At 52.2% G+C, this 23,812-nt stretch carries 27 protein-coding genes; 3 read left to right on the forward strand and 24 right to left on the reverse strand.

Features of this window, described 5'->3' with window-relative positions:
* Positions 1-120 precede the first annotated feature (120 nt).
* The 6 genes from gap to C0977_RS02160 form a co-directional block, all read right to left on the reverse strand.
* Positions 121-1,149: a type I glyceraldehyde-3-phosphate dehydrogenase gene (gene gap, locus C0977_RS02135; RefSeq protein ID WP_101912258.1), complete on the reverse strand. Its 1,029-nt coding sequence runs from the start codon at positions 1,147-1,149 to the stop codon at positions 121-123.
* A gap of 144 nt (positions 1,150-1,293) precedes the next feature.
* Positions 1,294-2,052 (reverse strand): YdcF family protein, encoded by a 759-nt coding sequence (locus C0977_RS02140; protein ID WP_101912259.1) that lies wholly within the window; start codon positions 2,050-2,052, stop codon positions 1,294-1,296.
* A 13-nt stretch (positions 2,053-2,065) separates the two neighbouring features.
* Positions 2,066-2,677: a hypothetical protein gene (locus C0977_RS02145; protein ID WP_234987539.1), complete on the reverse strand. Its 612-nt coding sequence runs from the start codon at positions 2,675-2,677 to the stop codon at positions 2,066-2,068.
* A 99-nt stretch (positions 2,678-2,776) separates the two neighbouring features.
* Positions 2,777-3,775 carry a hypothetical protein gene (locus C0977_RS02150; protein ID WP_101912260.1) on the reverse strand — a complete coding sequence of 333 codons (999 nt, stop codon included), beginning with the start codon at positions 3,773-3,775 and terminating at the stop codon, positions 2,777-2,779.
* A gap of 37 nt (positions 3,776-3,812) precedes the next feature.
* Positions 3,813-4,088: a glutaredoxin family protein gene (locus C0977_RS02155; RefSeq protein ID WP_023054303.1), complete on the reverse strand. Its 276-nt coding sequence runs from the start codon at positions 4,086-4,088 to the stop codon at positions 3,813-3,815.
* Positions 4,089-4,127: 39 nt separating this feature from the next.
* Positions 4,128-5,000 carry a DMT family transporter gene (locus tag C0977_RS02160; protein WP_101912261.1) on the reverse strand — a complete coding sequence of 291 codons (873 nt, stop codon included), beginning with the start codon at positions 4,998-5,000 and terminating at the stop codon, positions 4,128-4,130.
* Between the two features lie 746 nt (positions 5,001-5,746).
* Between C0977_RS02160 and potE the strand changes: the two genes are divergently transcribed.
* Complete coding sequence (potE, locus tag C0977_RS02165; protein WP_101912262.1) at positions 5,747-7,084, forward strand: putrescine-ornithine antiporter; 1,338 nt, start codon at positions 5,747-5,749, stop codon at positions 7,082-7,084.
* Positions 7,085-7,139: 55 nt separating this feature from the next.
* Here the strand turns inward: potE and C0977_RS02170 are convergent, their stop codons facing one another.
* Complete coding sequence (locus tag C0977_RS02170; RefSeq protein WP_101912263.1) at positions 7,140-7,994, reverse strand: hypothetical protein; 855 nt, start codon at positions 7,992-7,994, stop codon at positions 7,140-7,142.
* A complete protein-coding gene (locus tag C0977_RS02175; protein ID WP_036243321.1) occupies positions 7,982-8,407 on the reverse strand; it encodes a hypothetical protein in 426 nt (141 codons plus the stop codon). Before C0977_RS02175 ends, C0977_RS02170 begins: the two co-directional genes overlap by 13 nt.
* Before the next feature lie 135 nt (positions 8,408-8,542).
* Between C0977_RS02175 and C0977_RS02180 the strand changes: the two genes are divergently transcribed.
* Entirely contained in the window at positions 8,543-9,316 is a 774-nt protein-coding gene (locus C0977_RS02180; RefSeq protein ID WP_023054558.1) for an HAD family hydrolase, read from the forward strand.
* A gap of 190 nt (positions 9,317-9,506) precedes the next feature.
* A complete protein-coding gene (locus tag C0977_RS02190) occupies positions 9,507-10,766 on the forward strand; it encodes a DEAD/DEAH box helicase (protein ID WP_101912264.1) in 1,260 nt (419 codons plus the stop codon).
* A gap of 56 nt (positions 10,767-10,822) precedes the next feature.
* Here the strand turns inward: C0977_RS02190 and nagA are convergent, their stop codons facing one another.
* The 16 genes from nagA to C0977_RS02270 all read right to left on the reverse strand — a co-directional run bounded on the left by nagA (position 10,823) and on the right by C0977_RS02270 (position 23,801).
* Positions 10,823-11,971: an N-acetylglucosamine-6-phosphate deacetylase gene (gene nagA, locus C0977_RS02195; RefSeq protein WP_101912265.1), complete on the reverse strand. Its 1,149-nt coding sequence runs from the start codon at positions 11,969-11,971 to the stop codon at positions 10,823-10,825.
* 143 nt (positions 11,972-12,114) lie between these two features.
* Positions 12,115-12,999, reverse strand: a complete 885-nt coding sequence (gene dapA, locus C0977_RS02200; RefSeq protein ID WP_023054562.1) for a 4-hydroxy-tetrahydrodipicolinate synthase — start codon at positions 12,997-12,999, stop codon at positions 12,115-12,117.
* A gap of 18 nt (positions 13,000-13,017) precedes the next feature.
* Complete coding sequence (locus C0977_RS02205) at positions 13,018-14,052, reverse strand: aspartate-semialdehyde dehydrogenase (RefSeq protein ID WP_023054569.1); 1,035 nt, start codon at positions 14,050-14,052, stop codon at positions 13,018-13,020.
* A gap of 22 nt (positions 14,053-14,074) precedes the next feature.
* Entirely contained in the window at positions 14,075-14,872 is a 798-nt protein-coding gene (gene dapB / locus C0977_RS02210) for a 4-hydroxy-tetrahydrodipicolinate reductase (RefSeq protein WP_101912266.1), read from the reverse strand.
* Positions 14,873-14,979: 107 nt separating this feature from the next.
* On the reverse strand, positions 14,980-16,665 hold the full coding sequence (gene recN, locus C0977_RS02215) for a DNA repair protein RecN (protein WP_101912267.1): 1,686 nt from the start codon (positions 16,663-16,665) through the stop codon (positions 14,980-14,982).
* 7 nt (positions 16,666-16,672) lie between these two features.
* On the reverse strand, positions 16,673-17,128 hold the full coding sequence (gene argR, locus C0977_RS02220; protein WP_023054575.1) for an arginine repressor: 456 nt from the start codon (positions 17,126-17,128) through the stop codon (positions 16,673-16,675).
* Positions 17,125-17,691 (reverse strand): tRNA (mnm(5)s(2)U34)-methyltransferase, encoded by a 567-nt coding sequence (locus tag C0977_RS02225; RefSeq protein ID WP_234987540.1) that lies wholly within the window; start codon positions 17,689-17,691, stop codon positions 17,125-17,127. The genes argR and C0977_RS02225 overlap by 4 nt, the downstream gene beginning before the upstream one ends.
* 11 nt (positions 17,692-17,702) lie before the next feature.
* Positions 17,703-18,575, reverse strand: a complete 873-nt coding sequence (locus tag C0977_RS02230) for an NAD(+)/NADH kinase (RefSeq protein ID WP_101912268.1) — start codon at positions 18,573-18,575, stop codon at positions 17,703-17,705.
* 9 nt (positions 18,576-18,584) lie between these two features.
* On the reverse strand, positions 18,585-19,388 hold the full coding sequence (locus C0977_RS02235; protein WP_023054549.1) for a TlyA family RNA methyltransferase: 804 nt from the start codon (positions 19,386-19,388) through the stop codon (positions 18,585-18,587).
* A 14-nt stretch (positions 19,389-19,402) separates the two neighbouring features.
* Positions 19,403-20,284, reverse strand: coding sequence for a polyprenyl synthetase family protein (locus tag C0977_RS02240; protein WP_101912269.1), 882 nt, complete (start codon positions 20,282-20,284; stop codon positions 19,403-19,405).
* Positions 20,281-20,547, reverse strand: a complete 267-nt coding sequence (gene xseB / locus C0977_RS02245; RefSeq protein ID WP_101912270.1) for an exodeoxyribonuclease VII small subunit — start codon at positions 20,545-20,547, stop codon at positions 20,281-20,283. Before xseB ends, C0977_RS02240 begins: the two co-directional genes overlap by 4 nt.
* On the reverse strand, positions 20,531-21,742 hold the full coding sequence (gene xseA, locus C0977_RS02250) for an exodeoxyribonuclease VII large subunit (protein ID WP_101912271.1): 1,212 nt from the start codon (positions 21,740-21,742) through the stop codon (positions 20,531-20,533). The genes xseB and xseA overlap by 17 nt, the downstream gene beginning before the upstream one ends.
* Positions 21,735-22,688: a peptidase gene (locus tag C0977_RS02255; protein ID WP_101912272.1), complete on the reverse strand. Its 954-nt coding sequence runs from the start codon at positions 22,686-22,688 to the stop codon at positions 21,735-21,737. Before C0977_RS02255 ends, xseA begins: the two co-directional genes overlap by 8 nt.
* Complete coding sequence (gene nusB, locus C0977_RS02260) at positions 22,688-23,128, reverse strand: transcription antitermination factor NusB (RefSeq protein ID WP_023054551.1); 441 nt, start codon at positions 23,126-23,128, stop codon at positions 22,688-22,690. The genes C0977_RS02255 and nusB overlap by 1 nt, the downstream gene beginning before the upstream one ends.
* Before the next feature lie 12 nt (positions 23,129-23,140).
* Positions 23,141-23,434 (reverse strand): Asp23/Gls24 family envelope stress response protein, encoded by a 294-nt coding sequence (locus C0977_RS02265; protein WP_159459013.1) that lies wholly within the window; start codon positions 23,432-23,434, stop codon positions 23,141-23,143.
* Positions 23,427-23,801, reverse strand: coding sequence for an Asp23/Gls24 family envelope stress response protein (locus tag C0977_RS02270; RefSeq protein ID WP_023054564.1), 375 nt, complete (start codon positions 23,799-23,801; stop codon positions 23,427-23,429). Before C0977_RS02270 ends, C0977_RS02265 begins: the two co-directional genes overlap by 8 nt.
* Between the last annotated feature and the right edge of the window lie 11 nt (positions 23,802-23,812).

Genomic DNA, 23,812 nt, shown 5'->3' on the forward strand with positions numbered 1-23,812 from the left:
GCCTCCTCCTTTATACGTGTTCTATTATAAGACAAATCGCCGTATACGTGAACAGGCAGGAGACCCGTCTCTCCTGCCTGTCTTTTCGTCCGCCTCACCGCTGCCAACGTGCCGGCAACATCAGCGACGGCTGTTATAATCGTTCATTTTGGCGATCAAATCGCAAACTTTATTGGAATAACCGATTTCATTATCATACCAGGAAATAACTTTAACAAAGGTATCGGTTAAAGAAATCCCGGCCTTAGCATCAAAAACGGAAGTCAGTGTCGTACCGAGGAAGTCGGAAGAAACAACGTCATCTTCCGTATATCCCAGAACGCCTTTCAATTCGCCTGCCGACGCCTGCCGCATGGCCCGGCAGATATCTTCATACGTTGCCGGCTTAATCAGATTCGCCGTCAAATCGACGACCGATACATCCAGAGTCGGCACGCGCATGGCCATACCCGTCAGCTTTCCGTCCAATGCGGGAATAACCTTGCCGACGGCTTTAGCCGCCCCGGTCGAAGAAGGGATGATGTTGCCCGATGCCGCACGGCCGCCGCGCCAATCTTTCAGAGACGGACCGTCGACAGTCTTCTGCGTCGCCGTCGTCGAATGGACAGTCGTCATCAAGCCGTCCTTAATGCCAAAGGCATCGTTGAGCACTTTGGCAATCGGCGCCAGACAATTCGTCGTGCAGGAAGCATTGGAAACGATCTTCTGCCCCTGATACGTATCCGTGTTGACACCGCAAACGAACATATCCGCTTGTCGGCCGTCTTTTCCTTCCTTAGAAGGAGCGGAAAGCACAACGTATTTCGCGCCGGCTTGCAAATGTTTTTCAGCCAGGTCCAACGTCAGAAAACGTCCGGTCGATTCGACGACATATTCCGCCCCGACGGCACCCCACTTCAAATCGGCAGGATCCATTTCAGCAGTAACCCGAATGCGTTTGCCGTTAACAATCAATTCACTGCGTTCCATATCGGCTTCGACAGTGCCGTCAAACCGGCCGTGCATCGTGTCGTATTTAAGCATATACGCCATATAGTCGACAGGGCACAAATCATTGATCCCGACAATCTCCATATCATTCCGAGTCTGTGCCGCACGGAAAACAAAACGACCGATACGACCGAATCCGTTAATCCCGACTTTAATCATCATGAAACACTCCTTCATTTATGACCAAACATACACTCAACTGTCATCAAAACTTTTTGTTGTGTTTATTATGACATATCGGGAGCATTTTTGCAACTGTATGGACGCAATACGTCCCATTTTTTTACGTTTCTTACTTTCTTTTTACTGAAATCCCAGGTAATGCGCCCCCATACCGGCATATTCTTTTACAGCCAATGTCGTATTATACAACCCCTGCGCATTGGGAATCAGGGAAAAAGGGGTAATCGTCAGCGGCCGGCTTGCCTGGTAATCGCAAGGATACGGGCGGACAACCGTTTCTTCCTGAGAAAAAAATCCCATTGCCCGCGGCATATGGAAGGCACTCGTAAGCAGAATAATGCTTTTCCAGCCGTGCTCTCTGCACAGCTGCATCGTATACGCCGCATTTTCCGCCGTATTTCTGCTGTTGTCTTCAGTATAAATCATCGTTTCCGGCACGCCGGCCTCTATCAGCACCCGCTTCTCGATAGCGCTTTCGTTCCCGTCTTCAGCAAAAACGACGCCGCCGGATAAGACGATCGGCACCTGCATCTGTCGTTGCAGACGCAATGCCGTCAAAAGCCGATTGGCCGCTATATCGCCGACCTGACCGGAACCGTTCAGGTCGGCAACGCCGCCATACGAACCGCCGCCGAGTACGACGATGGCCTCAGCCTGAAGAGGCACAGCCGACTGAATATATCGATCCTCCAAAGAGGAAATAAGCATATTTCCGATAGGCTCCAACGAAGACAGATATAAAAAAAAGGTCAGGAGCGCAATGGCGCTGTGACCTTTTTCTTGATTTTTGATTAAACGCGCAGACGCGACGACGAACGCCGCGACAACGAATCCTAAAGGCATGAACCAGGCGTAAAGCCATTTAATAAGATACAGCATCCGTACGCCTCCGTTATCTGTCCCACGGCAGATTGATCAAAATCATACCGCCCTTTTTCGTATAACCGCTGTTCCACAAGTCGGGAAAAGAGAACCAGTGATACGTGCCGTATGTCACGGCCTTAACCATAAAAGAATCTTCAAATTCTTCATACCCTGCCAGCCAAAACCAGTGCCAGACATAATTGGTAAAGTTCGGATTATGGTGCTGCAAATTAAGATACGGCACTGCCATGGAACTGTCAATCTGCCTTTTCAACGCTTCGCGCATCGTTTCGAAGGAACAGTCGCTGTTCAGTCCTTTCATGGAAATACGCGTTTCACCGACGCTCTTCAAATAATTACGGTATCCGTCCATCCAGACCTCAAGCGTATTAATTCCCGTCATACGCGGCCGCAAATACGGCTTCATGATCTGGGAGAACCGAATATACTCCGACGCCGTAATCGTATCCTTGGAAAAAGGATATACGTGATCCAACCCGAAACGCCGGGCCAGATAAATGCTGATGTCACAGGCGACAACGGCACCGCAACCGCCGATATTCATCCATCTGTCGGAAAACAGCGACTGGTCGAAACCGTAATAGTTTTCCACTTTAAACAATTCCAATTCTTTCATCATGGCATAACCCCCTTAATGCCTGACCGCAACCGTTCTGCAGCCGCGGAAGACGGCGTTCTCCTGCACCTGAACACGCCGTTTCCGGCATTACCTGCGTGCTCAGGTGCCTGCAGCAGCGCTTTCCGCTTCCACCAAGTCCGCCACGTCGGCAACGAACCGCTCTGCCGTCGTTTCCCGGGAAAAAGCGGCGTAAACGTAATCGCCGTCCCGCCAATAAGCGGCATAGGTACCCGTACCGTTTGGCCCTACACGGTATGAACCGACGACGACCTGCTGGCGGCCGATTTTCCTCTTCTGCCAGCAATCGGCCGCCAGTCCGCTGATATCCTTCATTCGAACATCACGATACCGCGCTTTGCGGACAAAAAATTCGTCATTATTCTTAATCGTATAATCCTTATATGCCGCCTGTGCCGTCACGCCGGAAATGACGCTGCAGCCGACAAGTCGGTAATGACTGCCGGCAGGCAGTGTCAGCGGCCGAAAGCCGACGGCGGACGCGACCTCTTCCAGATTGCCGTAAACGACGACAGGATTCGGCACCGCCGGGACATCGCCCTGCGTCTTGCCGATCAAAGCGGAGACAACAGCCTTAAACGTTGCCTCCGTCACCCCTCTCGTCATGACTGCGTAAGCGAAAGTGCGGTCATGCCAAGCAGCGGCATAGCTTTCCGTCAGAGCGTCTGCAGCGACGGATACGACACTGCCGCCGTAAATCTGATACTGCCAGTCAGCCGCGGTAAGACCGCTGATGTTCGGCAACTGTCCTACGTTGCGCAGCGCCCCCTTGCGGACAATGATCTCCTGCACACCGGTCCGATTCGTATAGCTGATCTGCGCCAGTACCCCGGAAATGACCCGATAATCAATTGCTGCAAATTGATCCTCCGCCGGCAGCGCCAACGGCGCAAATCCCAAGGCGTCCCGCAACGCTTCGCTGTCGCCTACGGCTCGGGTTTCCGCCGGCATGGCCGACATACCGGCAAGGCCGGAAGTGACGGCACGTTGTTCCCAGCCGGCAACATCGGCAGCCGTCGTTCCTTGAAGCAAAAGCAATCCGGCAAAGCCTGCCAGGAGATACGTCTTGCCCTTGACCATACAGCCGCACCACCTCTCTGCACGCAATAGCGCTCTTTTAAAGTACACTGTCAAAAACAGCCTTGATCTTTGCCTTCGTTTCGTCGTACATTTCCCCGGGATGCGCTTCATACCGTTTTTCATCGTCAACGAACATATTGGGTACATATGTATAGGGGTGCGCCGGCAACAGGTCGGCATGTTCCGTTTCTTCATACCAGGTCAGATCAATCGATTGATATGCCGCATTTTCCCGCGTTAATTCTTCAACCGCTTTCTTCGCATTGGCACAATAAGGACAACCGTTTAAGTAAAATGCCATAATCGTTTTCATAGGCCAGACTCCTTTCGCAACACAAACAGAAACTATATGTCATGAGCACTTGTCACAAAGAACAGCCGCTCCCAAGACCATGACGGCGCCGATCCCGTTAAGAAGACTCATCGGTTCATGCAGAAGCAGCGCCGACAGCAAGATCGCCGTAATCGGATCGACGTAACTGAACACGGCGATCGTTTGCGCCTTCAACGATTCCATCGTGCTGAAGTAGATGACGCAGGCAATGCCTGTATGGACAATGATAACGACGGCCAGCAAAACCAATGTCAGTCCCGTCAGTTGGAAAGACGACCAGCCTTGCGTAACCGTCAAATACGGTATCAGCGCAACTGCGGCCACCGCCAACTGAACGATCGTCTTGTCATAGGCGCCGATGTGGTGAATCATTTTGTTGGTCATGATCATCGCCGTGTAAAAGACGGCGGCAGCCAGCCCGCAAACGACGCCGCGCAGTTCGGCGGCTTGGGGAATACCGCTTTCAGGAACGCCGGAAACAAACACCATGCCGATAATCGCAAGCAAAACACAGAACCCCTTCGGCAAACTCATGGTCTCATGCAAGAAAAATACCGAAGCGATAATAAGAAAAACAGGAGACATGTAGTAACAAAGGGTCGCCGTAGCAACTGTCGTATACGTATACGATTCAAAAAGAAAAATCCAGTTAAGTCCCAGAAAGATACCGGAAACGGTCAGCTTTGCCAAATTTCTCCGAATACCGTCGAAATCGGGATGGCGCCTGCAAATCAACAGAAATAACGTCAGAACCAAAGCACCTCCGGCGCCGCGCAGGAAGACCAGCATAACTGAATCGATAGGCAGCAGGCGGCGAAAGATACCGATTGTGCCGAAAATGACCATACTCACCAAAAACAAATATTTGGATACCTTATTTTCTTCCCCCATCTATTGCCCTCTCCCCCTAAACGACGCTCCACCGCTGACAGAAACACCTGTCAACTCCGCAGCAACCGACGGCGACGGCCGTAACGGATAAGCCGGCCGCTTCCCTCCTGGTGCCGCACCGCCGCACTGCCGCTTCATCGTTGTTCGGGACAGATCGCCGACAGAAGCGCGTCGTTAATTACCTCTGTTGGAGCAATTGTACTCCATCTTCGGGCTGAACGCAATTGACCCCGACAAACTGCCCTCTCTTTTTCCTGCCGCCACGGCCCGAATTGCCGCAAAAGTGCCCGCCATGCCGATGGCGTTCGGCTATTTACCGGTCGCAACCGCGCGCCGTCAAGCATCGGTCTGCCGCTGTCGCCTGCAGAAGTACCTGCTCCTTCGCGAAAGGCCGGCAATCAGGATGCTTATAATAACATATTATGCCAACACGCTCTATTTACCTTCCGTTTATATATTCCTATATGTAATATCGGCTACTTGTATCATATCAAAAACACCAACGGTAATACGCTTCCCGTTCGGTCCCGCCGGCAGAAAATTTTTAAACTATGCGGTATAAAGCCATTTTTCAGACATCTGCTTCAGCCTCCTACGAAAACGCCGTCTAAATCCGCAGAAATACAAGGTTTCCCCGAATTTTTTTTACAAAAAAAGTATTTGCATTTGAGAAGATAAATGATAGAATAAGTTGATTTTTAAATTTGAAGCAGATTGTATGGCTGCTTATGAAAGAAGGACTGATAATGAAAAATTCACGCCGTAAAATGTCTTTGGTGCAGCTGACGTTCATCACTGCCGCCAATATGTTGGGAGCAGGTATTATCATGTTGCCGACAAAACTTGCCGAAGTAGGGACTATTTCGATCATCTCCTGGCTTATTACAGCCTTCGGTTCGCTTGCGCTGGCCATGACTTTTGCCAGATGCGGCATGTTTTCAACCAAGCCCGGCGGTATGGGCGGTTACACCGAATACGCGTTCGGACGAATAGGACATTTTATGGCAAACTACGCCTATGCAGTTTCAATCGTCATTGCAAATGTAGCTATTGCCATTTCCGCCGTCGGTTACGGCGCCGGTTTCCTCGAAACCGAATTCTCGCCTGTACAGACGTGTCTTTATACAATTGCCTTGCTTTGGACGGCTGCCGCGCTGAACTTCAGCGGTTCCCGTTATTCCGGTAAATTGAGTACCGTAACGATCTGGGGCGCCATCATTCCCGTTCTGGGCATCTCCATCATCGGCTGGTTCTGGTTTGATCCGGCGACCTGGCTCAGTTCGTGGAATCCGAACGGCTTCGGCCTGAGCGACGCCGTCGGCAATTCCATTGCCCTGACATTGTGGTCTTTCCTCGGTCTCGAATCGGCTGCCGTCAACATGGACGCCGTTGAAAACCCGCAGCGTTCCGTACCGATTGCGACCTTTGTCAGCACCCTCGGTGTCGCTGTGATCTACGTCGCCTCGACCAATGCCATTGCCGGCATCCTTCCCAACGGGGACATCTTGGCTTCCAGCGCTCCTTTCGGCTTGGCTTTTTCCGCCATGCTGGGCTCCACGGCAGGTAAAGTCGTCATGGGATTGATGGTTTTCTCCTGTGCCGGCTCGCTCCTTTCCTGGCAGTTTACCTTGGCCCGCGTATTCAAAACCAGCGCTCAACGAGGGCTTTTCCCGAAAATATTCGCCAAGGTTACCAACGCCGATGTGCCGCTAAAAGGCATGTTCCTCATTCTCTGCATGCAGACCTGTCTGGCCTTCATGACGATCAGTCCGACATTGGCGCAGCAGTTCGAATTACTCGCCAATCTTGCCGTCGTTACCAATGTCATCCCGTATATCTTCTGTGCTGCCGCGCTGAAGACGATTTTGGAAAAAGAACATATTGATAACGCCGTATGTAATCGGAATACTTCGTATTTTCTCGCCGGCGCTTCCATTATTTACTGTTTTTATGCGCTGACGACAACAGACGGCATCACCTTTTTCAGCGGTTGTTTCGCGACATTTATCGGCTGGATTATCTACATGGTCCGGTTCAATCTCCTGAAACAAACAATCATTGCCGAGCAGCAGATAATCAAATAACGAAAAAAAAATGCCTCTTCATGTACATGAAGAGGCATTTTTTTATAAGCTCTGATTAATTTCTTTCCAGAAGCAGAAGCAAATTCCCTATCGCAATGGCCGCCCACATGAGCAAACATTCGAGAATCGCCGGAGCCGCGAAAACGCCGAGATTGTTTTTACCGGCAGCCATAAAACTGTAAAAGAATGTCCCCAGCGACGTGTATGGACTAAAAAAAAGAGACTGCAGGAAAAACCAGATACCGACCATAAGAACGACGCGAAGGAGCCGGAGCAGACGATTACGCAGTAAGGGAACACGCGTCTTAGCAGGATAGAAATAAAAGGCGAATACGGCGATAATGACAATGGTCAAAAGCAGCATGCCGCCGAGAAAGAACGCCGTCAGACCCAGCACGCCGTCCCCGGTGAGCAAGGTCTCATCCAGTCTCGGAAAAAGCACCATCCCCCACAAAGCGCAGGGAAGAGGCACGGCATAGAGAACGGGGTCAAGAAATTCGGAATACCAGGCCGTACGCCGTCTTGCCGACCAGCAGGCAAAGGCGTCCGCCAGCAGCTGCTGCCCTGCCGTAACGGCAAGCATCCAACAACTGTACAGCAACATGCGGTAATAATAAGATGACCAAAGACCGCTGCCCTGCAATCCTCCCAATAGCCCCGTACCGACGGCCAGGGCAACGATACCGCCATACAGCAGACAAGGAATGGGCGCATAAAAAGATATTTGGCGGCGCCGCATCTGCCGCCGCCGCAAGACACAGGGCAAAATCAGCGAAGACACCGCCAGGAGTAGGGGAGAAAGGAAGACGAAGAAATGTCGATCAGATGCAAAGGCGCCGAACGGAAGCGGCAAGATCCACAACCAGAGACATATTATTTTCTCCCCTTCCCTTTTCATCATTTCCGCCATCGTTGGTCCTCCTGTCCGAAGCGGCTGAGGCCATAGGCTCCGACTAACAGCAAGGCTACGCCGAAATACATGACAACGATAAAAACCAGATCACGGGCCACTGTCGGCCAATCCCAAAAAGCCAACTGCTGCCATACGGTACTGCAAGACAAGGTGAAGCCGGTGAAAAAGCCGCCGAACAAAAGCCATAAGGCGACATACCACCGGCGTTTTATGCGTCGTGAAGAGAACCCGAAGCGCGCCTCTTCCGTCCCTAAGTAAGCTGTCGGCACAGCCAGCGACAGACAACAAAAAGAGACCAAGGCAACGACGGCACTGGATCCGCTGTGAATTGTATAGGACCCGATCGGGATCGGGATAATGAAAAAGCTCATGAACAACGCTTGACGAAAAATATCGCGACACCAGTTCATACGGTGTACCTCCGCTTCCTTATAATCATTAAGTATACCAAATTTCCCATATGAATGACAGCAATAAATCACGACGACACCTATCGGCAAACGCCAAAACGGTATATGATAAGAAGAAAAGCGGAAAGGTTGCGGATGATGAATAAAAAATTTTTCTTTTTCGATATTGATCATACTTTGGGACTCAATATTTCCACTGTCGTCCCCGCCGACACCCGATATTGCCTGCGCCAGTTGAAACGTCAGGGGCATGTTGTCGCCTTGGCAACGGGACGGTTGCAGATAAATGCCCGTGAGTTTGCCGACACCTGCGGTATTACGTCCTTTGTTGCCGACGGCGGCAACAGCCTTACAGTCGACGGATCAATCTGCGCAATGGACGGCTTACCCTTAAATGCCTGCAAAGCTTTCTTAAGGGCGCTGGATAAACACCGTATTCCCTGGTGCGTCGTTACGGAAAATAAAGCCGTCCGTTATACGCCGTTTTCGGAATTTACCCGCCTGGGCCAGAAAAATTATTTCAAAACCATTGTCACGCCTATTGCCATCTCTTCGTTGACGTGCATTTACAAGATTATTTATGCCTGCGACAGTCCTGCCGTGCCGGAAGCAAAAACGTACCGGCTGCCGCACATGCCTTACTTGGATGGCACCTGCCTCGTCGAACCGATGGATAAAGGAAGGGGCATACGCCGCATGGCCGCACTGCTCCATGCGGCACCGGAAGACATCGTCGTTTTCGGCGACGGCCTGAATGACATCAGTATGTTCACACCGCCCTTCTTCCGCATTGCCATGGGCAACGCCAGACCACAACTGAAGGCGCTGGCCGACTACGTTACCGACGCCAACGACGCCGGCGGCATTTTCCATGCCTGTCGCAAATTCGGCTGGCTGGACCATTCGTAATCATTTCTGAAAGCCGCCATCCGTTGTCGCCGCGCCGCCTTCCATTATTTCGTTATCTGCCCGCTGCCGGTGCAATCGTGTAGAAATATTCCTTTCCTTACGGAACAGGCGGCACTCGTCTCTTTGCTGTATACGAACGGCTTCATTTCTGGTATAATAGAGAAATTCTGAAAGAGAGGTTCCCAGCATTATGGCAAAAACATTTGAAAATCTCGGCATATCCGCTGCAATCTGCCAACACTTATATACACAAGGCATCAAAACGCCGACGGCGGTCCAATTGCAATCGATTCCGGCCATCTTCCAAGGACGCGATGTCCTGGTACAGGCTCAAACCGGCACAGGCAAAACGTATGCCTTTGCCTTACCCGTTCTGCAGCAGGTCCGCAAGAATATCGCCATGGAACAGGTTCTGATCATTGCGCCGACGCGGGAACTGGCAAAGCAAATTGCCGCCGTCGCCGCTGCCGTTGCGGCAGAACTGGATCTGGATATACTGGATCTGATCGGCGGTAAGACGATCGAAAACCAACTGCAAAAGTTACAACGCCATCCGCAGGTGATCATCGGCACGCCGGGCCGTCTGCTCGACCACTGCCGCCGCAACGCCCTCGATCTCAGCGGCGTCGGCCACGTCATCGTCGACGAAGCTGACCAGATGCTTCAAGCCGGTTTTCTGGAAGAAGTAGACATGCTGATCTCCATGACGCCGAAACGACGCCAGCTGCTCTTCTTCTCGGCTACGATTCCGGACAAGATCCGCGGCTTGGCGAAAAAACATATGACCAATCCGCTCGTACTGAACATACGCGAAGGTGACACGGTTACGTTGGAAACGATCGAGCAACGAATTTATATGATCAGTGAAGAGCACAAGTTGGAACGCCTCTGCACGATGCTCACCGAATGGAATCCGTATCTGGCCATCGTATTTTGCAACACCAAAGAACGCGCTTCGATCTTGGCCGGTCAATTGATCGCCAAAGGATTCAACATCGGCGAACTGCACGGCGACCTCTCTCAGGGACGCCGCACGCAGGTACTGCGGGATTTCGCCAGAGCCAGGACACAGATCCTCGTCGCCACGGATATTGCCGCCCGCGGCATCGACATTGAAGGAATCACCCATGTGTTCAATTATGACGTGCCGCGCGATGTCGATTATTACATTCACCGCATCGGCCGCACCGGCCGGGCTGGCAGTCATGGCGTATCCGTCATGTTCGCTACAGGTGCCGATGAAACCTGGGTACGCCGTATTGAACACAACATCCAATCGACGATCACGAAGTATACGGCTTCAGGCCAAATCAAAGTAAAAGCGGCGCCGCAGGCTCCGAAAAAAAAGAAAGTCTATATCGACAACCGACCGGCCAGCACCTACCAGCCGACAAAGAAAAAAACGCACAAAACGCTTCACAAAGGGCGCGATAACAGAAGACGAAAATAAGGGAACCCATAACGAAGAGTCCGTCGCTGCAAAAGACAGCAGCGACGGACTCTTCGTTATGATTCGCTATATGCGATTTCTCCGGCAATCAGTGTTGTCTTGACGTGAAAATCCTCTTTATCGAGAACAACCATATCGGCTTGTTTCCCTTTTTCCAGAGAACCCAGGAACTGATCGACGCCGAGGTCTCTGGCAGGCGTCAGCGAAGCCATGGCTACAGCCTCAGGAAGGGACGCCCCCATGTTGACGGCGGCGTTATAGACAACTTCATTCATCGCGGCAATACTGCCGGCCAAAGTCCCGTCTTCCAGCCGCGCCGCTCCGTCCTTGACATAAACGGTCTGTCCGCCGAGCTCCGATATACTGTCAGCAGTCAAACAAGCTCGCAGCGAATCGGTAATGAGGATCAACTTGTCCTTGCCCTTCAGCCGATAGGCAATCTTCTGCGCCGCCGGGTGAACATGAAGGTTGTCACAGATAATTTCACAATGGGCCTTTTCGGAAACGAGCGCGGCGCCGACGATACCGGGGCGGCGTTGATGCAGCCCTGTCATGGCATTATATACATGCGTCACGTGATACATTTGCCGCCCTTCCATCACTGCCGTCACGTCTTCATATGTTGCTGCGCTGTGTCCTACGGAAACGATAATACCGGCAGCATCACAGGCTTGCAGGAATTGCTGATCCGGTAAGGTTTCCGGTGCGACGGTAATGATTTTGATCACATCCTTATAGGGATACAGCCAGGAAAAGTCGGCCGTTTCAATTGCTTCGGCCGCCTGAGCCCCTTTGTATTCGGCATTGATAAACGGTCCTTCCAAATGGGCGCCCAAGATACGCGCGCCTGTATTTTCTTTAGCCTCGCGGATGCGTATTAGCGCCTTTTCAATCTCCTCTCTGCCGGCAGTCATCGTCGTCGGCAAAAAAGAGGTAACACCGGTACGGGGAAGGAGCCGCTGCATCGTTGCCAACGCCGCTGCATCGACATCCATCACATCGGCCCCGCCGCAGCCGTGAATATGCTCGTTTATAAATCCCGGAACGACGAAGTTTCCGTCGGCATCGACGATTTCTGTACATCTGCCGAGGCGGATACCCTTCCTCGGCACAATATCCGTTATCCGGTCATCCTCATAAAGAAGTACGTAACCGGCGAGGATTTCATCCGGCAGTACTAACATTCCGTCTATAATAGCTTTCATGCTTATCACCTCATTGACTGTTTATGATTAATTATATCACAAAATCAGTTCTCTCCATAAACGGGACTATACGCAAACATGCCGCAGACAATGTCTGCGGCATGTTAACGATGATAAACAAAAGCCGTAACACGCACCGAAAGTTATAAGATTTCCGCATCTTCCATCATCTTTTTCAAGAACGAGGCTACTTCCGGACTGGCATCGACCATAGGCAGCCGGAAGGGCCCTGCCGGCAAGCCGAGCATACGACAGCAGGTTTTGATCGGCGTCGGGTTGACAGTACAGAAAATCCCGGTCATGACAGCTAAATATTTTTGGTGCATAGCGGCGGCTTTGCCGATATCGCCGGCTTTATAAGCCCGAATCATTTCATTCATTTGCGGCCCGATAATATGGGAAGCCACACTGATAACCCCTGTACCGCCGACAGAGAGAATCGGCAACGTCAACGAATCGTCACCGCTGTAAACGTTGAAGTTATCAGCCGTATCTCTGGCGATAATCGTCGCCGCATCCAAATCACCGCTGGCTTCCTTGACCCCGATGATATTCGGGAAATCATGAGCCAAGCGGACAACGGTTTCCGGCAAAATCTTACCGCCCGTACGACCGGGTACGTTATAAATAATGATCGGTTTGTCCGTTGCTTTGGCAACGGCGGCAAAATGGGCATAACAACCGTCCTGATTCGGTTTGTTATAATACGGAACGATGACCAGAAGACAGTCAACACCGGTCTTTTCCGCCTCTTTGGCAAACGCAACGGTTGCCGCCGTGTCATTGGAGCCTACATTCCCCATCACCAGCACTTCATCTCCGACAGCGGCCGAAATATCGCGGAACAGTCTGAGTTTTTCCGCGACAGTCATCGTCGCGCCTTCACCTGTCGTACCGGCAATGAGAATGCCGTCAGAACCATGACGTACATAATGTTTCGCCAAATCCACGGCGCCTTCATAATTGACGGACCCGTCGTCGTGGAAGGGTGTGATCATAGCAGTTATAACATTACCGAAGGTTAACATAGTATCACTCCTCTTTCTTTAAACCATGCCATGAGCAATCATATATTCCGCAATCTGCAAGGCATTCAGCGCCGCGCCCTTACGGATCTGGTCTCCCGTGACCCAGAGATTGATGGCTTTCGGATTATATAAATCCTTACGGATACGACCGACATATACGTCATACTTTTCCGACGTATAGAGAGGCATGGGATACGCCATTTCCGCCGGATCATCCTGAACACGGGCCCCCGGGAATGACTCAATGGCTTTGCGTACGGCCTCGATATCCAGTTCACGCTCCGTTTCAACGCGAATCGCCTCGGAATGACTGCGGAAAACGGGAACGCGTACCGTTGTAGGCGCAACGGCAATCGTGTCGTCGTGGAAAATCTTATGTGTTTCATTAACCATTTTCATTTCTTCTTTGGAATAACCGTTTTCCATAAATTTATCAATATGGGGAATAACGTTGAACGCAATGGGATAATGTTTCGGCAGACTCTTGGACGGCAAAATCCTCGCTACCATTTCTTCCCCTTTCAAATAGGCTTCCGTTTCTTCGCGAAGCTCGTCTATGCCTTCCTTGCCGGCGCCGGATACGGCCTGATAAGTACTGACAACGATATCCTTAATATGGGAAAGGTCATGAATCGGCTTCAAAGCCATGAGCATGATGATCGTCGAACAGTTCGGATTGGCAATGATGCCCTTATGCCAGGAAATGTCCTCAGGATTGACTTCCGGAACGACGAGAGGTACATCGGGATCCATGCGAAAAGCACTGGAATTATCGATGACGACGCAACCGCGCTTAACCGCTTCCGGCGCCAATTCCTTACTCACCGAACCGCCGGCGAACAAACCGATATCGACACCTTCAAAAGATTCCGGTCTGGCTTCTTCGATCGTATATTCCGTACCGCCAACGGTCATTTTCTTGCCGGCAGAACGAAACGAAGCCAACAGTTTCAATTGGCCGTATGGAAACCTGCGTTCTTCAATCAGACGGATAAATTCTTGCCCTACGGCACCAGTAGCGCCTAAAATAGCAACTGTCGGTTTCTTGTTCATCACACATTCCTCCAAAACAGAATTATAAGTAATATTCCAAACCAAAGGTCAGCCCCGGACGGGAAGAAACTTTCTTAACGGCCAGAATGACACCGGGCATAAAAGACTTCCTGTCGACAGAATCATGGCGAATCGTCAGATATTCACCGTACCCGCCGAAAAGTACCTCCTGGTGGGCAACATAACCGGGCAGCCGCACACTGTGAATAGGAATGCCGTCAACCTTTGCACCGCGCGCTCCCTCGAGACTTTCGCGGGTCCTATCGGGTGATTTCTCGGTTTCGGCGGCGGCAATCGCCTGCTGAATCGTATTGGCTGTCATGATTGCCGTACCGGACGGCGCATCAAGCTTATTATTGTGATGAAGCTCAATGATCTCCGCATCCGGCAAATACGGCGCGATCTCAGCGGCAACTTTCATCATCAAAACGGCGCCGATGGAAAAATTCGGCGCAATGAAGACCGACGTGCCGTTTTTGACAGCCAGAACGCCCAACTCATCGCGCTGCGCGGCCGTCAGTCCTGTCGTACCGATAACGATATTAACGTGATGTTCGATACAGACCTTCGCATTTTCAAAAACAGCGGCAGGAATCGTAAAGTCCACGACAACATCGGGCTTCAGTTCATCCAGGGCCACCCCCAGCCCTTCGCGCACGACCATGCCCAGCTTGCCGACGCCGGCAAGCTCACCGATATCTTCGCCGATATGAGTAATGCTGACGCCGCCGACAATCTCCAATTCTGTATCTTCGTGAACGGCTTTGACGACTTGGCTGCCCATACGGCCGTCAGCACCGTTTACCAGTACCTTCAACATAGCTACCGCTCCTTTGCTTTCCTCATATTAATAAATAGTATCTTTAAATGATATACCCATTAATCTCCTCCGTCAAGATAACCCGCCGCTATTCCCCGGCCAGGGGATCAGCTTTTATCGCGCACTTGTGCAATGATCTGACGCGCCGCTTCAATGCCGGCTTCGTTTACATGATCACCGGCAAACATGCGGGCGATCTCCGCAGTATGTTCCGCTTCACTCAGCTCCTTTACCTGCGTTACGGTACGGCTGTTCTTTTCCGCCTTATAGAGAAAATAATGATGATCGGCAATCGCTGCCGTCTGGGACAAATGAGTAATACAAAGTACCTGCCCGTCGCCGCGCAGTTGTCGGATATGCGCGGCGACCTGCAGTCCCGTCTGCCCGCTGATGCCGACATCAATTTCGTCAAAGATCACGGTTTTGCCGTCCTGTTTCGCATGCATCGCCGTTTTCAGGGCTAACGCGATGCGCGACACCTCTCCCCCCGACGCGATCTTGGCCAACGGCTGCACAGCTTCCCCTGCATTCGCCGAAAAATACAATTCGACAGCAGCCGCACCGATCGGAGTGATCTCCGTCATTTCTTCCACTTGAAAAGAAATGACCGCTTTCGGCATGCCAAGGCGCATCAAGGTCTTTTGCATCTGTTCGCTGAACAGCCGCGCCGCCGCCGACCGCAGCTTCTGCAACAGAGCGGCGCAACTGCGCAGTTCCTTCTCGGCCGCAGCGATGTGGCGTTCCATTTCGGCAAGACGATTTTCTGCATTTTCCAGTCTGTCCTTTTCTTCTTTGGCCTGTTTCAGGAACGCTTCTATTTCTTCAATCGTAGAACCGTATTTCCGTTTCAGCTTTTCAATTGCCGCCAAACGCGACTGCATCTTATCGAGAGCCGCCGCGTCGAAATCGAAGGAAGACGCGTAACGCATCAACCGGTCTTGCAATTCTTCAAACTCATACGCAAGACTTTCCGCCTTGTCTGCCGTTTCCGTAAAAAACTCGTCATACGCTGAAGCCTTGGCAAGACTGCGTTGTAAGTCTCCGATGCCTTCTACCAAACCCTTTTGCCTGTCGCTTCCTTCCAGCAGATAAAGGGCGGAACGCAGATTTTCCGTTATATGCTCGGCATGAGCAGCTTTGCGAATCGTCTCTTCTAACGCTTCATCTTCTCCCCTTTTCAGCTGACTGTCTTCTATTTCCCTGATTTGAAAATTCAACACGCTGAGGAGACGCATCTTTTCACGATCGTTCTTGCGCAATTCGTCGGCCTCCCGCACCACATCACGCCATTTTCGATACAAACCGTCATACCGCCGCCGTTCTGCCTGCAACGCCGTCGTAAGAGAGTCCAGAATCCGCACGTGATAAGACGGATCAAAAATCAGCTGATTATCGAATTGACCATGAATATCGAGCAGGTAACTGCCGATCTGCCGCACCGTCGTCAAGGGAACGAGAGTCCCGTTAATCAGCACGGAGCCGCGACCGTTGCGGTGAAATTGGCGGGAAATAATCAGTTCGCCGTCTTCGCATTCAATATGATGAACTGCCAGAAAATCGGTCAGCGCCGTATTACAGGGAGCAAAAAAGAACGCGCCTTCAACGAGAAAAGCCTCTGCCCCGTGACGGACAAAGGATGCTGAAGCGCGTTTTCCTGCCAACATACCGATGGCATCCAATAAGATCGATTTACCGGCGCCTGTTTCACCGGTAAAAATAGAGACACCTGTCGATAATGTCAGCTGCAAATCTTCGATTAAAGCAAAATTATGAATATGCAGCGACTGCAACATAGGACAATTATTCCTTCATCAACGAAACGATCAACTTCACCAGACGAGGCACCGTTTCCGGACTGTTCGTGAGAACCAGAATCGTGTCATCGCCGGCAATGGTTCCCATAACGCTTTCCCATTTGGCATGATCAATAGCCGACGCAATCATATCGGCCGAACCGGGCAATGTATGGATAACGATTTGATTCATGCAGGATTCGACCCGGACGATGGAATCTTGAAACAGTCTGGCCATGCGATTTTTGGACATGAGCATGTTCTGTTCCGGCGAGAGGGCGTACCGATAATGGCCGTCACTCGTCGGCACCTTTATCAGCATCAGTTCTTTTATGTCGCGGGAAACGGTGGCCTGCGTAACTTCGATCCCCTCTTCCTGCAGTGCTTTGGCTAATTCCTCCTGTGTTTCAATGGGACGGGACTGGACAATTTCTTTAATTTTTGTATAACGGAATCGTTTCATGCGTATCCTCTTTTCTGTACAAGATATAGCAACGGCGGCCGATGGATCTGATTGATCGGCTGCCACAGAGAAACATCATAAGCGGCTTGTTCGACACTGCATAACAAATCATATACAGTTTGATTTTCTGCCGCACCGTCCGGTGTACCGGGGTATGCTGCTATCATAATTATCCCATTTTTCGGAACTTTATTCAAGCCTATTTTAATGGCTGCCGCTGTCGTTGCGCATTCCGTATGAATGGCATGATTCCCATTCGGTAAATAGCCTAAGTTAAAGATAATAATATCCGGCGTATCCGTCAATTCCGCCAACAACTCGTCATGCGATCCTTGCCGCAGCTGCACGCGGCTGGGTGCGATACCGTTCCTGGCGAGACGCTGCCGCGTCGCTTCAATGGCCGCCTGCTGAATGTCAAAGGCGTATATTCTGGCAGACGGCGCCGCACGATCGGCTAAAAACAGGGTATCGTAGCCGTTGCCGCAAGTCATGTCGACCAGCACGGACGCTGCGTGAATATGCGGTTCCAACAGAAGATGCATCATCGTAACGGCATTCTTCACACTAACTCCCCCTATTCGGCACTGATCAGCTTCGTAAACAGATTATTGTAAAAATAATTTTCATTAAACCGCATAAACGTCAGTTTCTTATCGGATTTGCGAACTTCAAGGACCATCGTCTTCATAAATTCCAGATCCATCATGCCATCAACGGATATACGCACGACATTGCGGCTGTTCGTAACGGAAAAACTGATCGTGTCATTTTCATTCAATACGGTCGGCACCTTTAAGAGCAGGTGAGGACAGATCGGCGTAACCAGCAGGCACTTGACATTCGGCGCTACAATCGGTCCGCCTGCCGAAAAAGTATACCCCGTGCTGCCTGTCGGCGTGGATACGAGCAGGCCGTCTCCGGGATATTGATGTACAAACCGGCCGTTAATGCTCATATCGACGCGAATCATCTTGCCGACATTGCCATGTCCGATAACGATATCATTTAAAGCCGTCGGCAGTATCTGCACCAAACCGTCATCATAATGGAGCTCACTGTGAAGCATCGACCGTTCTTCAAGGAAGTAATGACCGTTTAAAATATCGGCGAACCGGCTTTCCAGCGATTTTCCTTCCACTTCATAAAGAAACCCGAGAGAGCCTAGATTGACGCCGCAAATAGGAATCCCTGTGCCGGCAAAATTTTTCGCCAGCTTAAGAATGGTCCCGTCACCGCCAAGAACCATGGCGACATCGACAGTATCAAAAATTGACAGATGCGGACGCAGGTGTTCCGGCTTAATGGAAGCATAAACATGCTGCGTACTCTGCCCGACATAGGCCGGCAAATAATATTCGGCGTCATACTTTTCACAGATGCCGATCAGCTGCCGTACCAAAGCGGCGCTTTCCTTTTTGACCAAATTCGGAAAAATCCCTACACGCACAGTAATCACCTACATTTCGTGAGACATTGCGACGACGGCGGCAATGGTGTCATCGTCGAGATCATTATGCACCTGTTCGTCTTTACGACTATACAGGAGATATTCTATATTTCCGTCGGCGCCTTTGATCGGCGAGTAAGTCAGGGCCAGCGGTGATATGCCGGCCGCCGCGATCCCGCCGGCAACGCGGCGGATAACGTCGCGCTGAACGAGTTTGTCGCGAACGATGCCGCCTTTTCCCACCTTTTCCCGTCCCGCTTCAAATTGGGGCTTGATCAGCGTCACCATCTCTCCGCCTGTACGCAGAAGCGGGACGACGGCATCCATGATCTTCAGAAGCGAAATGAAAGAGACGTCGATGGAAATGAAATCTGCCGGGCTGCCGATATCGGCAGGCGTCACGTTACGGATATTCGTTCGTTCCATATTGACGACACGCGCGTCTGTCCGCAGCTTCCACGCCAGTTGGCCATAACCGACGTCGACGGCGATGACTTTGGCAGCGCCGTTTTGAAGGGCGCAATCCGTAAAGCCTCCGGTCGAAGCGCCAATATCAATCATCATCACACCGTTGAGATCAATGGGAAAAACTTGCATCGCCTTTTCCAGTTTCAAGCCGCCGCGGCCCACATACGGCATCCGCTTCCCTTTCACCGTAATCTCGGCAGCTACATCTATTTTGGTACCGGCCTTATCGACGCGCTGCTCCTTGACAAAGACGATACCTGCCATGACAGCCGCTTTCGCCTTTTCACGGCTTTCAAAGTAACCGCGGTTGAAGAGCAGCACGTCAAGTCGTTCTTTCTGCTGCATAAACTGGTCTCCTTTTATTGTACGCGCGTTAACAAATACGCCACCAGTTCCCGTAAAAACCAGGCCTCATCACCGAAAACGGCTAACGCCTCAACGGCATTGCGCGCTGCTTCGGCCGCCATCTGCCGCGCCTTTTCCAGAGAAAAGACCGTCACGTACGTCGCTTTATGATTCTTGACATCACTGCCGACAGGCTTACCTAAAACAGCCGCCTCACCGGTAACGTCGAGAATATCGTCGGTAATCTGAAAGGTCAGCCCCATGTTATCGGCATAACGGGACAGCGCCTTTGCGGAAGCGTCATCGGCATCGGCCAGAATCGCCGCCATATCGATGGCGCCGCGGAAGATGATACCCGTTTTCATCTGATGAAGAAGCTGCAGTCCTTCAAGATCCACCGCCTGACCCTCTGCCGCCAGATCGAAAGCCTGACCGCCAACCATCCCGGCCGGGCCGGCTGCCGCCGCGAACAGAGCGATACAGCGAGTCAGTTTTTCCCCGTCAATGTGTCGTTGCCTGGCCATCAACTCAAAGGCAAAGGTCAAAAGCCCGTCTCCGGCGAGAATCGCCGTGCCTTCGCCGTAAACGACATGGTTCGTCGCCTTGCCGCGACGAAGGTCATCATCGTCCATTGCCGGCAGATCATCGTGAATAAGGGAATAAGAATGAATACATTCCAGTGCGCAGGCCAGATCCAAATAGGGTGTGCTGTCCTTGCCCAAGGCTTCAACGGCTGCCAGCAGCAGAATCGGACGGAGCCGCTTGCCGCCTGCCAGAAGGCTGTAATTCATCGCTTCATACAATCCCCGGAATTGAGGCACCTCGGTTTGCAGCAACGTTGCCAACCGGCCGTCAATGACGGCTTTTTTTTCCTTCAAATACGCCTTGCAGTTCATAGATCCAATGTCCCTTCTTCAACCGACTCGTCCCATTCTTCGTCGACAGACACAACAGGCGACGCCAGATCAGCCAACGCCTCGGCCCGCTGCTTCGCATAGGTCAACGCGCTCTCACAAGTCTGCGAAAGGCTGATCGCTTTTTCAAAAAGATCGAGGGATTCTTTCAGCGTCAGGTCCGTATTTTCCAGGGACGCCACCAGTTCTTCCAATTTTTCGTAGTTGCTTTCAAAGCTTTTCAATTTATCAGTTGTTCTCGCCATGAATGATTACCTCTTTTACCTCCGTTCGAATCACGCCGTCGGCCAGACGTATGAGCAACGGTTCCTGCGCCGCCACCTGCTGTACGGAAGAAATCCGCTTCCCCGACTGTTCCAACTGTCCGTATCCCTTGCGCAGCAGCCCCGTCGGATCCAAGGCCTGCAGCGAAGCCTGCAGTCTGCCCAGATCGCCGGAAAGCTTCACCAGCTTCAGCCGAAAATATTGTTCCGCCGTCTGCAATAAGTGTCGTACAGCTGCTTCTTTCATCTGCAGTTGTTCATTATACCGTTTCGGCTGCAGCCGGGCCGTCTGCTGTGCCAGACTGCGCTGCCTCGTCTCAATTTGCCGCTGCAAAAGCCGATAAGCCCTGTCAGCCAACGCGGCCAAATCAAGCTCCATGGCGGCAACATCGGGAAACGCCATTTCGGCAGCATGCGTCGGCGTCGCTGCCCGCACATCGGCGGCATAGTCGGCCAAAGTCGTATCGGTTTCATGACCGACAGCCGAAATCAGCGGCACTTCAGACTGATAGATTGCCTTGACGACCTCAGAGCTGTTAAAACACCAGAGATCTTCGAGGGATCCGCCGCCGCGGGCCAGAATGAGCAGATCCAAGGTCCTATTCTTCCCTGCAGCCGTAACGGCGGCGGCAACTTTTTCCGCCGCGCCCTGCCCCTGCACGGGGATGGGAAAAACAACCAGTTCAATATAGGGATTCCGTTCGGCCGCAATTTTCCGTATATCGTGAAGCACGGCCCCTGTCGGCGACGTAAGAACACCGACGCGCCAAGGAAAACGCGGCAGCGTTTTTTTATGCTCCGCCGCAAAATAGCCGCCGTCAGCCAACTCTTTTCTGATCTGTTCATATTCGGCCTGAAGCGTGCCAACGCCTTGTGAGAACAGGCGCTCGATAAGGAAGGAAACGGTACCGCCCTTTTCATAAACATTGACGGTGCCGATAACGACGACATGATCGCCTTCACGGACCGTCTCCATGGACCGGCCGGCGCGGCTGCGAAACAAAACAGCCCGCAGTGAACATTCGTCATCGCAGATATTCATATAGTAATGGCCGTTGGAAGCTCGCTTCATTCCGATGATGTTGCCTTCCATGGTGACGCTGCGAAGACGATAGTCTTTCTGCAGATCGTCTTTAATGCGCCGCACGACATCTGTAACGGAAACATATTTATTCATCGTGCCCGCCTTCCTTCCAGGCCGCCCAAAACGCTGCGCCTGACGCATTGTCGGCACTGAATCCCGGCTCGCTCAGAATCAGTCGTATGCCGCGGTGCCGGCAATACTGCCGCAACGCTTCCTGTAAATAAGAATTGGACATGACGCCGCCTGCGGCGACTAAGGTCTGCATTCCCGCGGCAGCACTGCAATCCAACATTTTCCGCAGTCCTTGCCAAACCGTACGCAATGTCCAACTGCATATCTCCGCCGCGTCAAAACCGGCCGTAATAAGCCGCTGGGCCTTCGCTTCGGGGCCGGAATAACTGACAGCGCCGTCACTGCAGAAGATACGTCCCAAAGGCAGTGTACCTGCAGCCCGGCGACTTGCCGCCTCGACATGGAGTCCCGCCGGAAAAGGCAGTCCCAAGGCCACGCCGACGCGATCGACAAACTGACCGGCACTGATGTCGCTCGTGCCGCCGATCCGTTCAATTTGGAGCCCCTCTTTATCCGGCTGCGCCCGAAGCAGCTCCGTCGTGCCGCCGGACAAGTGAAGACCGTAAAACGTCTCGGCGCCGATCGCTCCCTTGCCGCGCAGAACAGCCAGCAGGTGGTTTTCCTGATGGCTGATCGTATACAGCGGGATGCGCAGCGCGGCCGCCAACGTCCGAGCCGCACCATATCCCGCAAGAAAGGCCGGCATATAGGAATCAGCACGGCGCCGCGGTTTGTCTGTCACCGCTACGGCACGTATTTCACAACCTTCGGCCCCGGCCATCAGATTTTCTATAAGAAGCGGCAAATTACGCGTATGCTGATAAACCATATTCGCTTGAGAAAGTCCCCGTTCCCCGGCGGGGACGGCAAGCAGCTTCCGTTCATCGGCAATAACGGCAAAAGACGCATCGACAAGAGCTGCCGACGTCGTATAGCAGCTCGTATCAATTCCGAGAAAAGCCTTCATCACTCCTGCCGCCTCACATAAGCCCCCAAAATGCCGTTGACGAAACGGGAAGACTGCACACCGCTGTATTCCTTTGCCAACCGGACGGCTTCATTCAAAATGATATTGGCGGCAATAGGCTCTTTCGGAAATTGCAACTCAGCCAGCGCCAGCCGCATGATATTTTTGTCAGCCTTATTCATTTGGCTCACGTCCCAGTCTTTGGCATAGGTACTGATGATCCGGTCCAACTCGTCCCGATGTGCGGAAACGGTGTCCAAAAGATACGCACAATATTCTGCGCTGTCGCCAGCACCGATCACATCCCGCTCGACGGCGGCCTCATCGGTTATTTCACGTTCCAGAATTTCCAGTTCCCTGTACTGGATGTCGTTTTCACCGTGAAATTCACGGGAAAACAAAAGTTCCAGCGCCCGTTGGCGCGCTTCATGTCTGCTCACACTCTTCTCCTTTTACGGTTCTCCTTCGGCTACGTTTTCCACCGTCACGGTAATTTCACCGGCCGTCGTTCCCAACATCGCCGTTACGGCCTGATTGACGTGGCATTGAACGGCTGTGGCCAGTTTCCGCAAATGACAGCCGTACCGTGCTGTGATCCGGACGGAAACGGCTAAATCGGCGGCGCCGCCCTTGACGGAAACGCCGATCTTCTGCGGAATTACGCCGTCCGTATTGGCTGCAGCAATTTGCACGACCTTTTGCACGGCCTGACTGCGTACCGTATAAGCCGCCTGTTCGTCATTCATCTTGTCCCTCCCCGGTGCCGTCGAAGCTGATCGACTGCACCAACACATGCACAGCCGTAACGGTATACCCCGTCATTTCTTCCAGCGTATCCTTTACCGCCTGCTGCACCTGAATCGCCAAATCGGGAACCCGCATGCCGTACTTCACATCAATGCGGACGGTCAGCTCAATCTCCTGATCGCGCAGTCTTACGTCGACGCCGTACCCGTCACCCAGACGGCCTATCTTGCGCGCCGCCGTCTCGGCGAAACTCCGGTGAAGCGACACCTGCGGCGATACGGCAGCAACGGCCTTTGTCGCCAGCACGGCCACAGCACGATCCGAAATGTGAATCGTGCCGAATTCGTTTTTTTCCGTCGTTTCCATAGTCTTCTCCA

Origin of the sequence: Megasphaera vaginalis (ex Bordigoni et al. 2020), from assembly GCF_900240295.1 — a bacterium.
Classification (GTDB): Bacteria; Bacillota; Negativicutes; order Veillonellales; family Megasphaeraceae; genus Megasphaera; species Megasphaera vaginalis.

Coding starts and splice junctions, on each gene's coding strand:
- gap (WP_101912258.1), bottom strand. CDS start 1,149: ATGATTAAAGTCGGGATTAACGGATTCGGTCGTATCGGTCGTTTTGTT.
- C0977_RS02140 (WP_101912259.1), bottom strand. CDS start 2,052: ATGCTGTATCTTATTAAATGGCTTTACGCCTGGTTCATGCCTTTAGGA.
- C0977_RS02145 (WP_234987539.1), bottom strand. CDS start 2,677: ATGATGAAAGAATTGGAATTGTTTAAAGTGGAAAACTATTACGGTTTC.
- C0977_RS02150 (WP_101912260.1), bottom strand. CDS start 3,775: ATGGTCAAGGGCAAGACGTATCTCCTGGCAGGCTTTGCCGGATTGCTT.
- C0977_RS02155 (WP_023054303.1), bottom strand. CDS start 4,088: ATGAAAACGATTATGGCATTTTACTTAAACGGTTGTCCTTATTGTGCC.
- C0977_RS02160 (WP_101912261.1), bottom strand. CDS start 5,000: ATGGGGGAAGAAAATAAGGTATCCAAATATTTGTTTTTGGTGAGTATG.
- potE (WP_101912262.1), top strand. CDS start 5,747: ATGAAAAATTCACGCCGTAAAATGTCTTTGGTGCAGCTGACGTTCATC.
- C0977_RS02170 (WP_101912263.1), bottom strand. CDS start 7,994: ATGGCGGAAATGATGAAAAGGGAAGGGGAGAAAATAATATGTCTCTGG.
- C0977_RS02175 (WP_036243321.1), bottom strand. CDS start 8,407: ATGAACTGGTGTCGCGATATTTTTCGTCAAGCGTTGTTCATGAGCTTT.
- C0977_RS02180 (WP_023054558.1), top strand. CDS start 8,543: ATGATGAATAAAAAATTTTTCTTTTTCGATATTGATCATACTTTGGGA.
- C0977_RS02190 (WP_101912264.1), top strand. CDS start 9,507: ATGGCAAAAACATTTGAAAATCTCGGCATATCCGCTGCAATCTGCCAA.
- nagA (WP_101912265.1), bottom strand. CDS start 11,971: ATGAAAGCTATTATAGACGGAATGTTAGTACTGCCGGATGAAATCCTC.
- dapA (WP_023054562.1), bottom strand. CDS start 12,999: ATGTTAACCTTCGGTAATGTTATAACTGCTATGATCACACCCTTCCAC.
- C0977_RS02205 (WP_023054569.1), bottom strand. CDS start 14,052: ATGAACAAGAAACCGACAGTTGCTATTTTAGGCGCTACTGGTGCCGTA.
- dapB (WP_101912266.1), bottom strand. CDS start 14,872: ATGTTGAAGGTACTGGTAAACGGTGCTGACGGCCGTATGGGCAGCCAA.
- recN (WP_101912267.1), bottom strand. CDS start 16,665: ATGTTGCAGTCGCTGCATATTCATAATTTTGCTTTAATCGAAGATTTG.
- argR (WP_023054575.1), bottom strand. CDS start 17,128: ATGAAACGATTCCGTTATACAAAAATTAAAGAAATTGTCCAGTCCCGT.
- C0977_RS02235 (WP_023054549.1), bottom strand. CDS start 19,388: ATGCAGCAGAAAGAACGACTTGACGTGCTGCTCTTCAACCGCGGTTAC.
- C0977_RS02240 (WP_101912269.1), bottom strand. CDS start 20,284: ATGAACTGCAAGGCGTATTTGAAGGAAAAAAAAGCCGTCATTGACGGC.
- xseB (WP_101912270.1), bottom strand. CDS start 20,547: ATGGCGAGAACAACTGATAAATTGAAAAGCTTTGAAAGCAACTACGAA.
- xseA (WP_101912271.1), bottom strand. CDS start 21,742: ATGAATAAATATGTTTCCGTTACAGATGTCGTGCGGCGCATTAAAGAC.
- C0977_RS02255 (WP_101912272.1), bottom strand. CDS start 22,688: ATGAAGGCTTTTCTCGGAATTGATACGAGCTGCTATACGACGTCGGCA.
- C0977_RS02265 (WP_159459013.1), bottom strand. CDS start 23,434: ATGAATGACGAACAGGCGGCTTATACGGTACGCAGTCAGGCCGTGCAA.
- C0977_RS02270 (WP_023054564.1), bottom strand. CDS start 23,801: ATGGAAACGACGGAAAAAAACGAATTCGGCACGATTCACATTTCGGAT.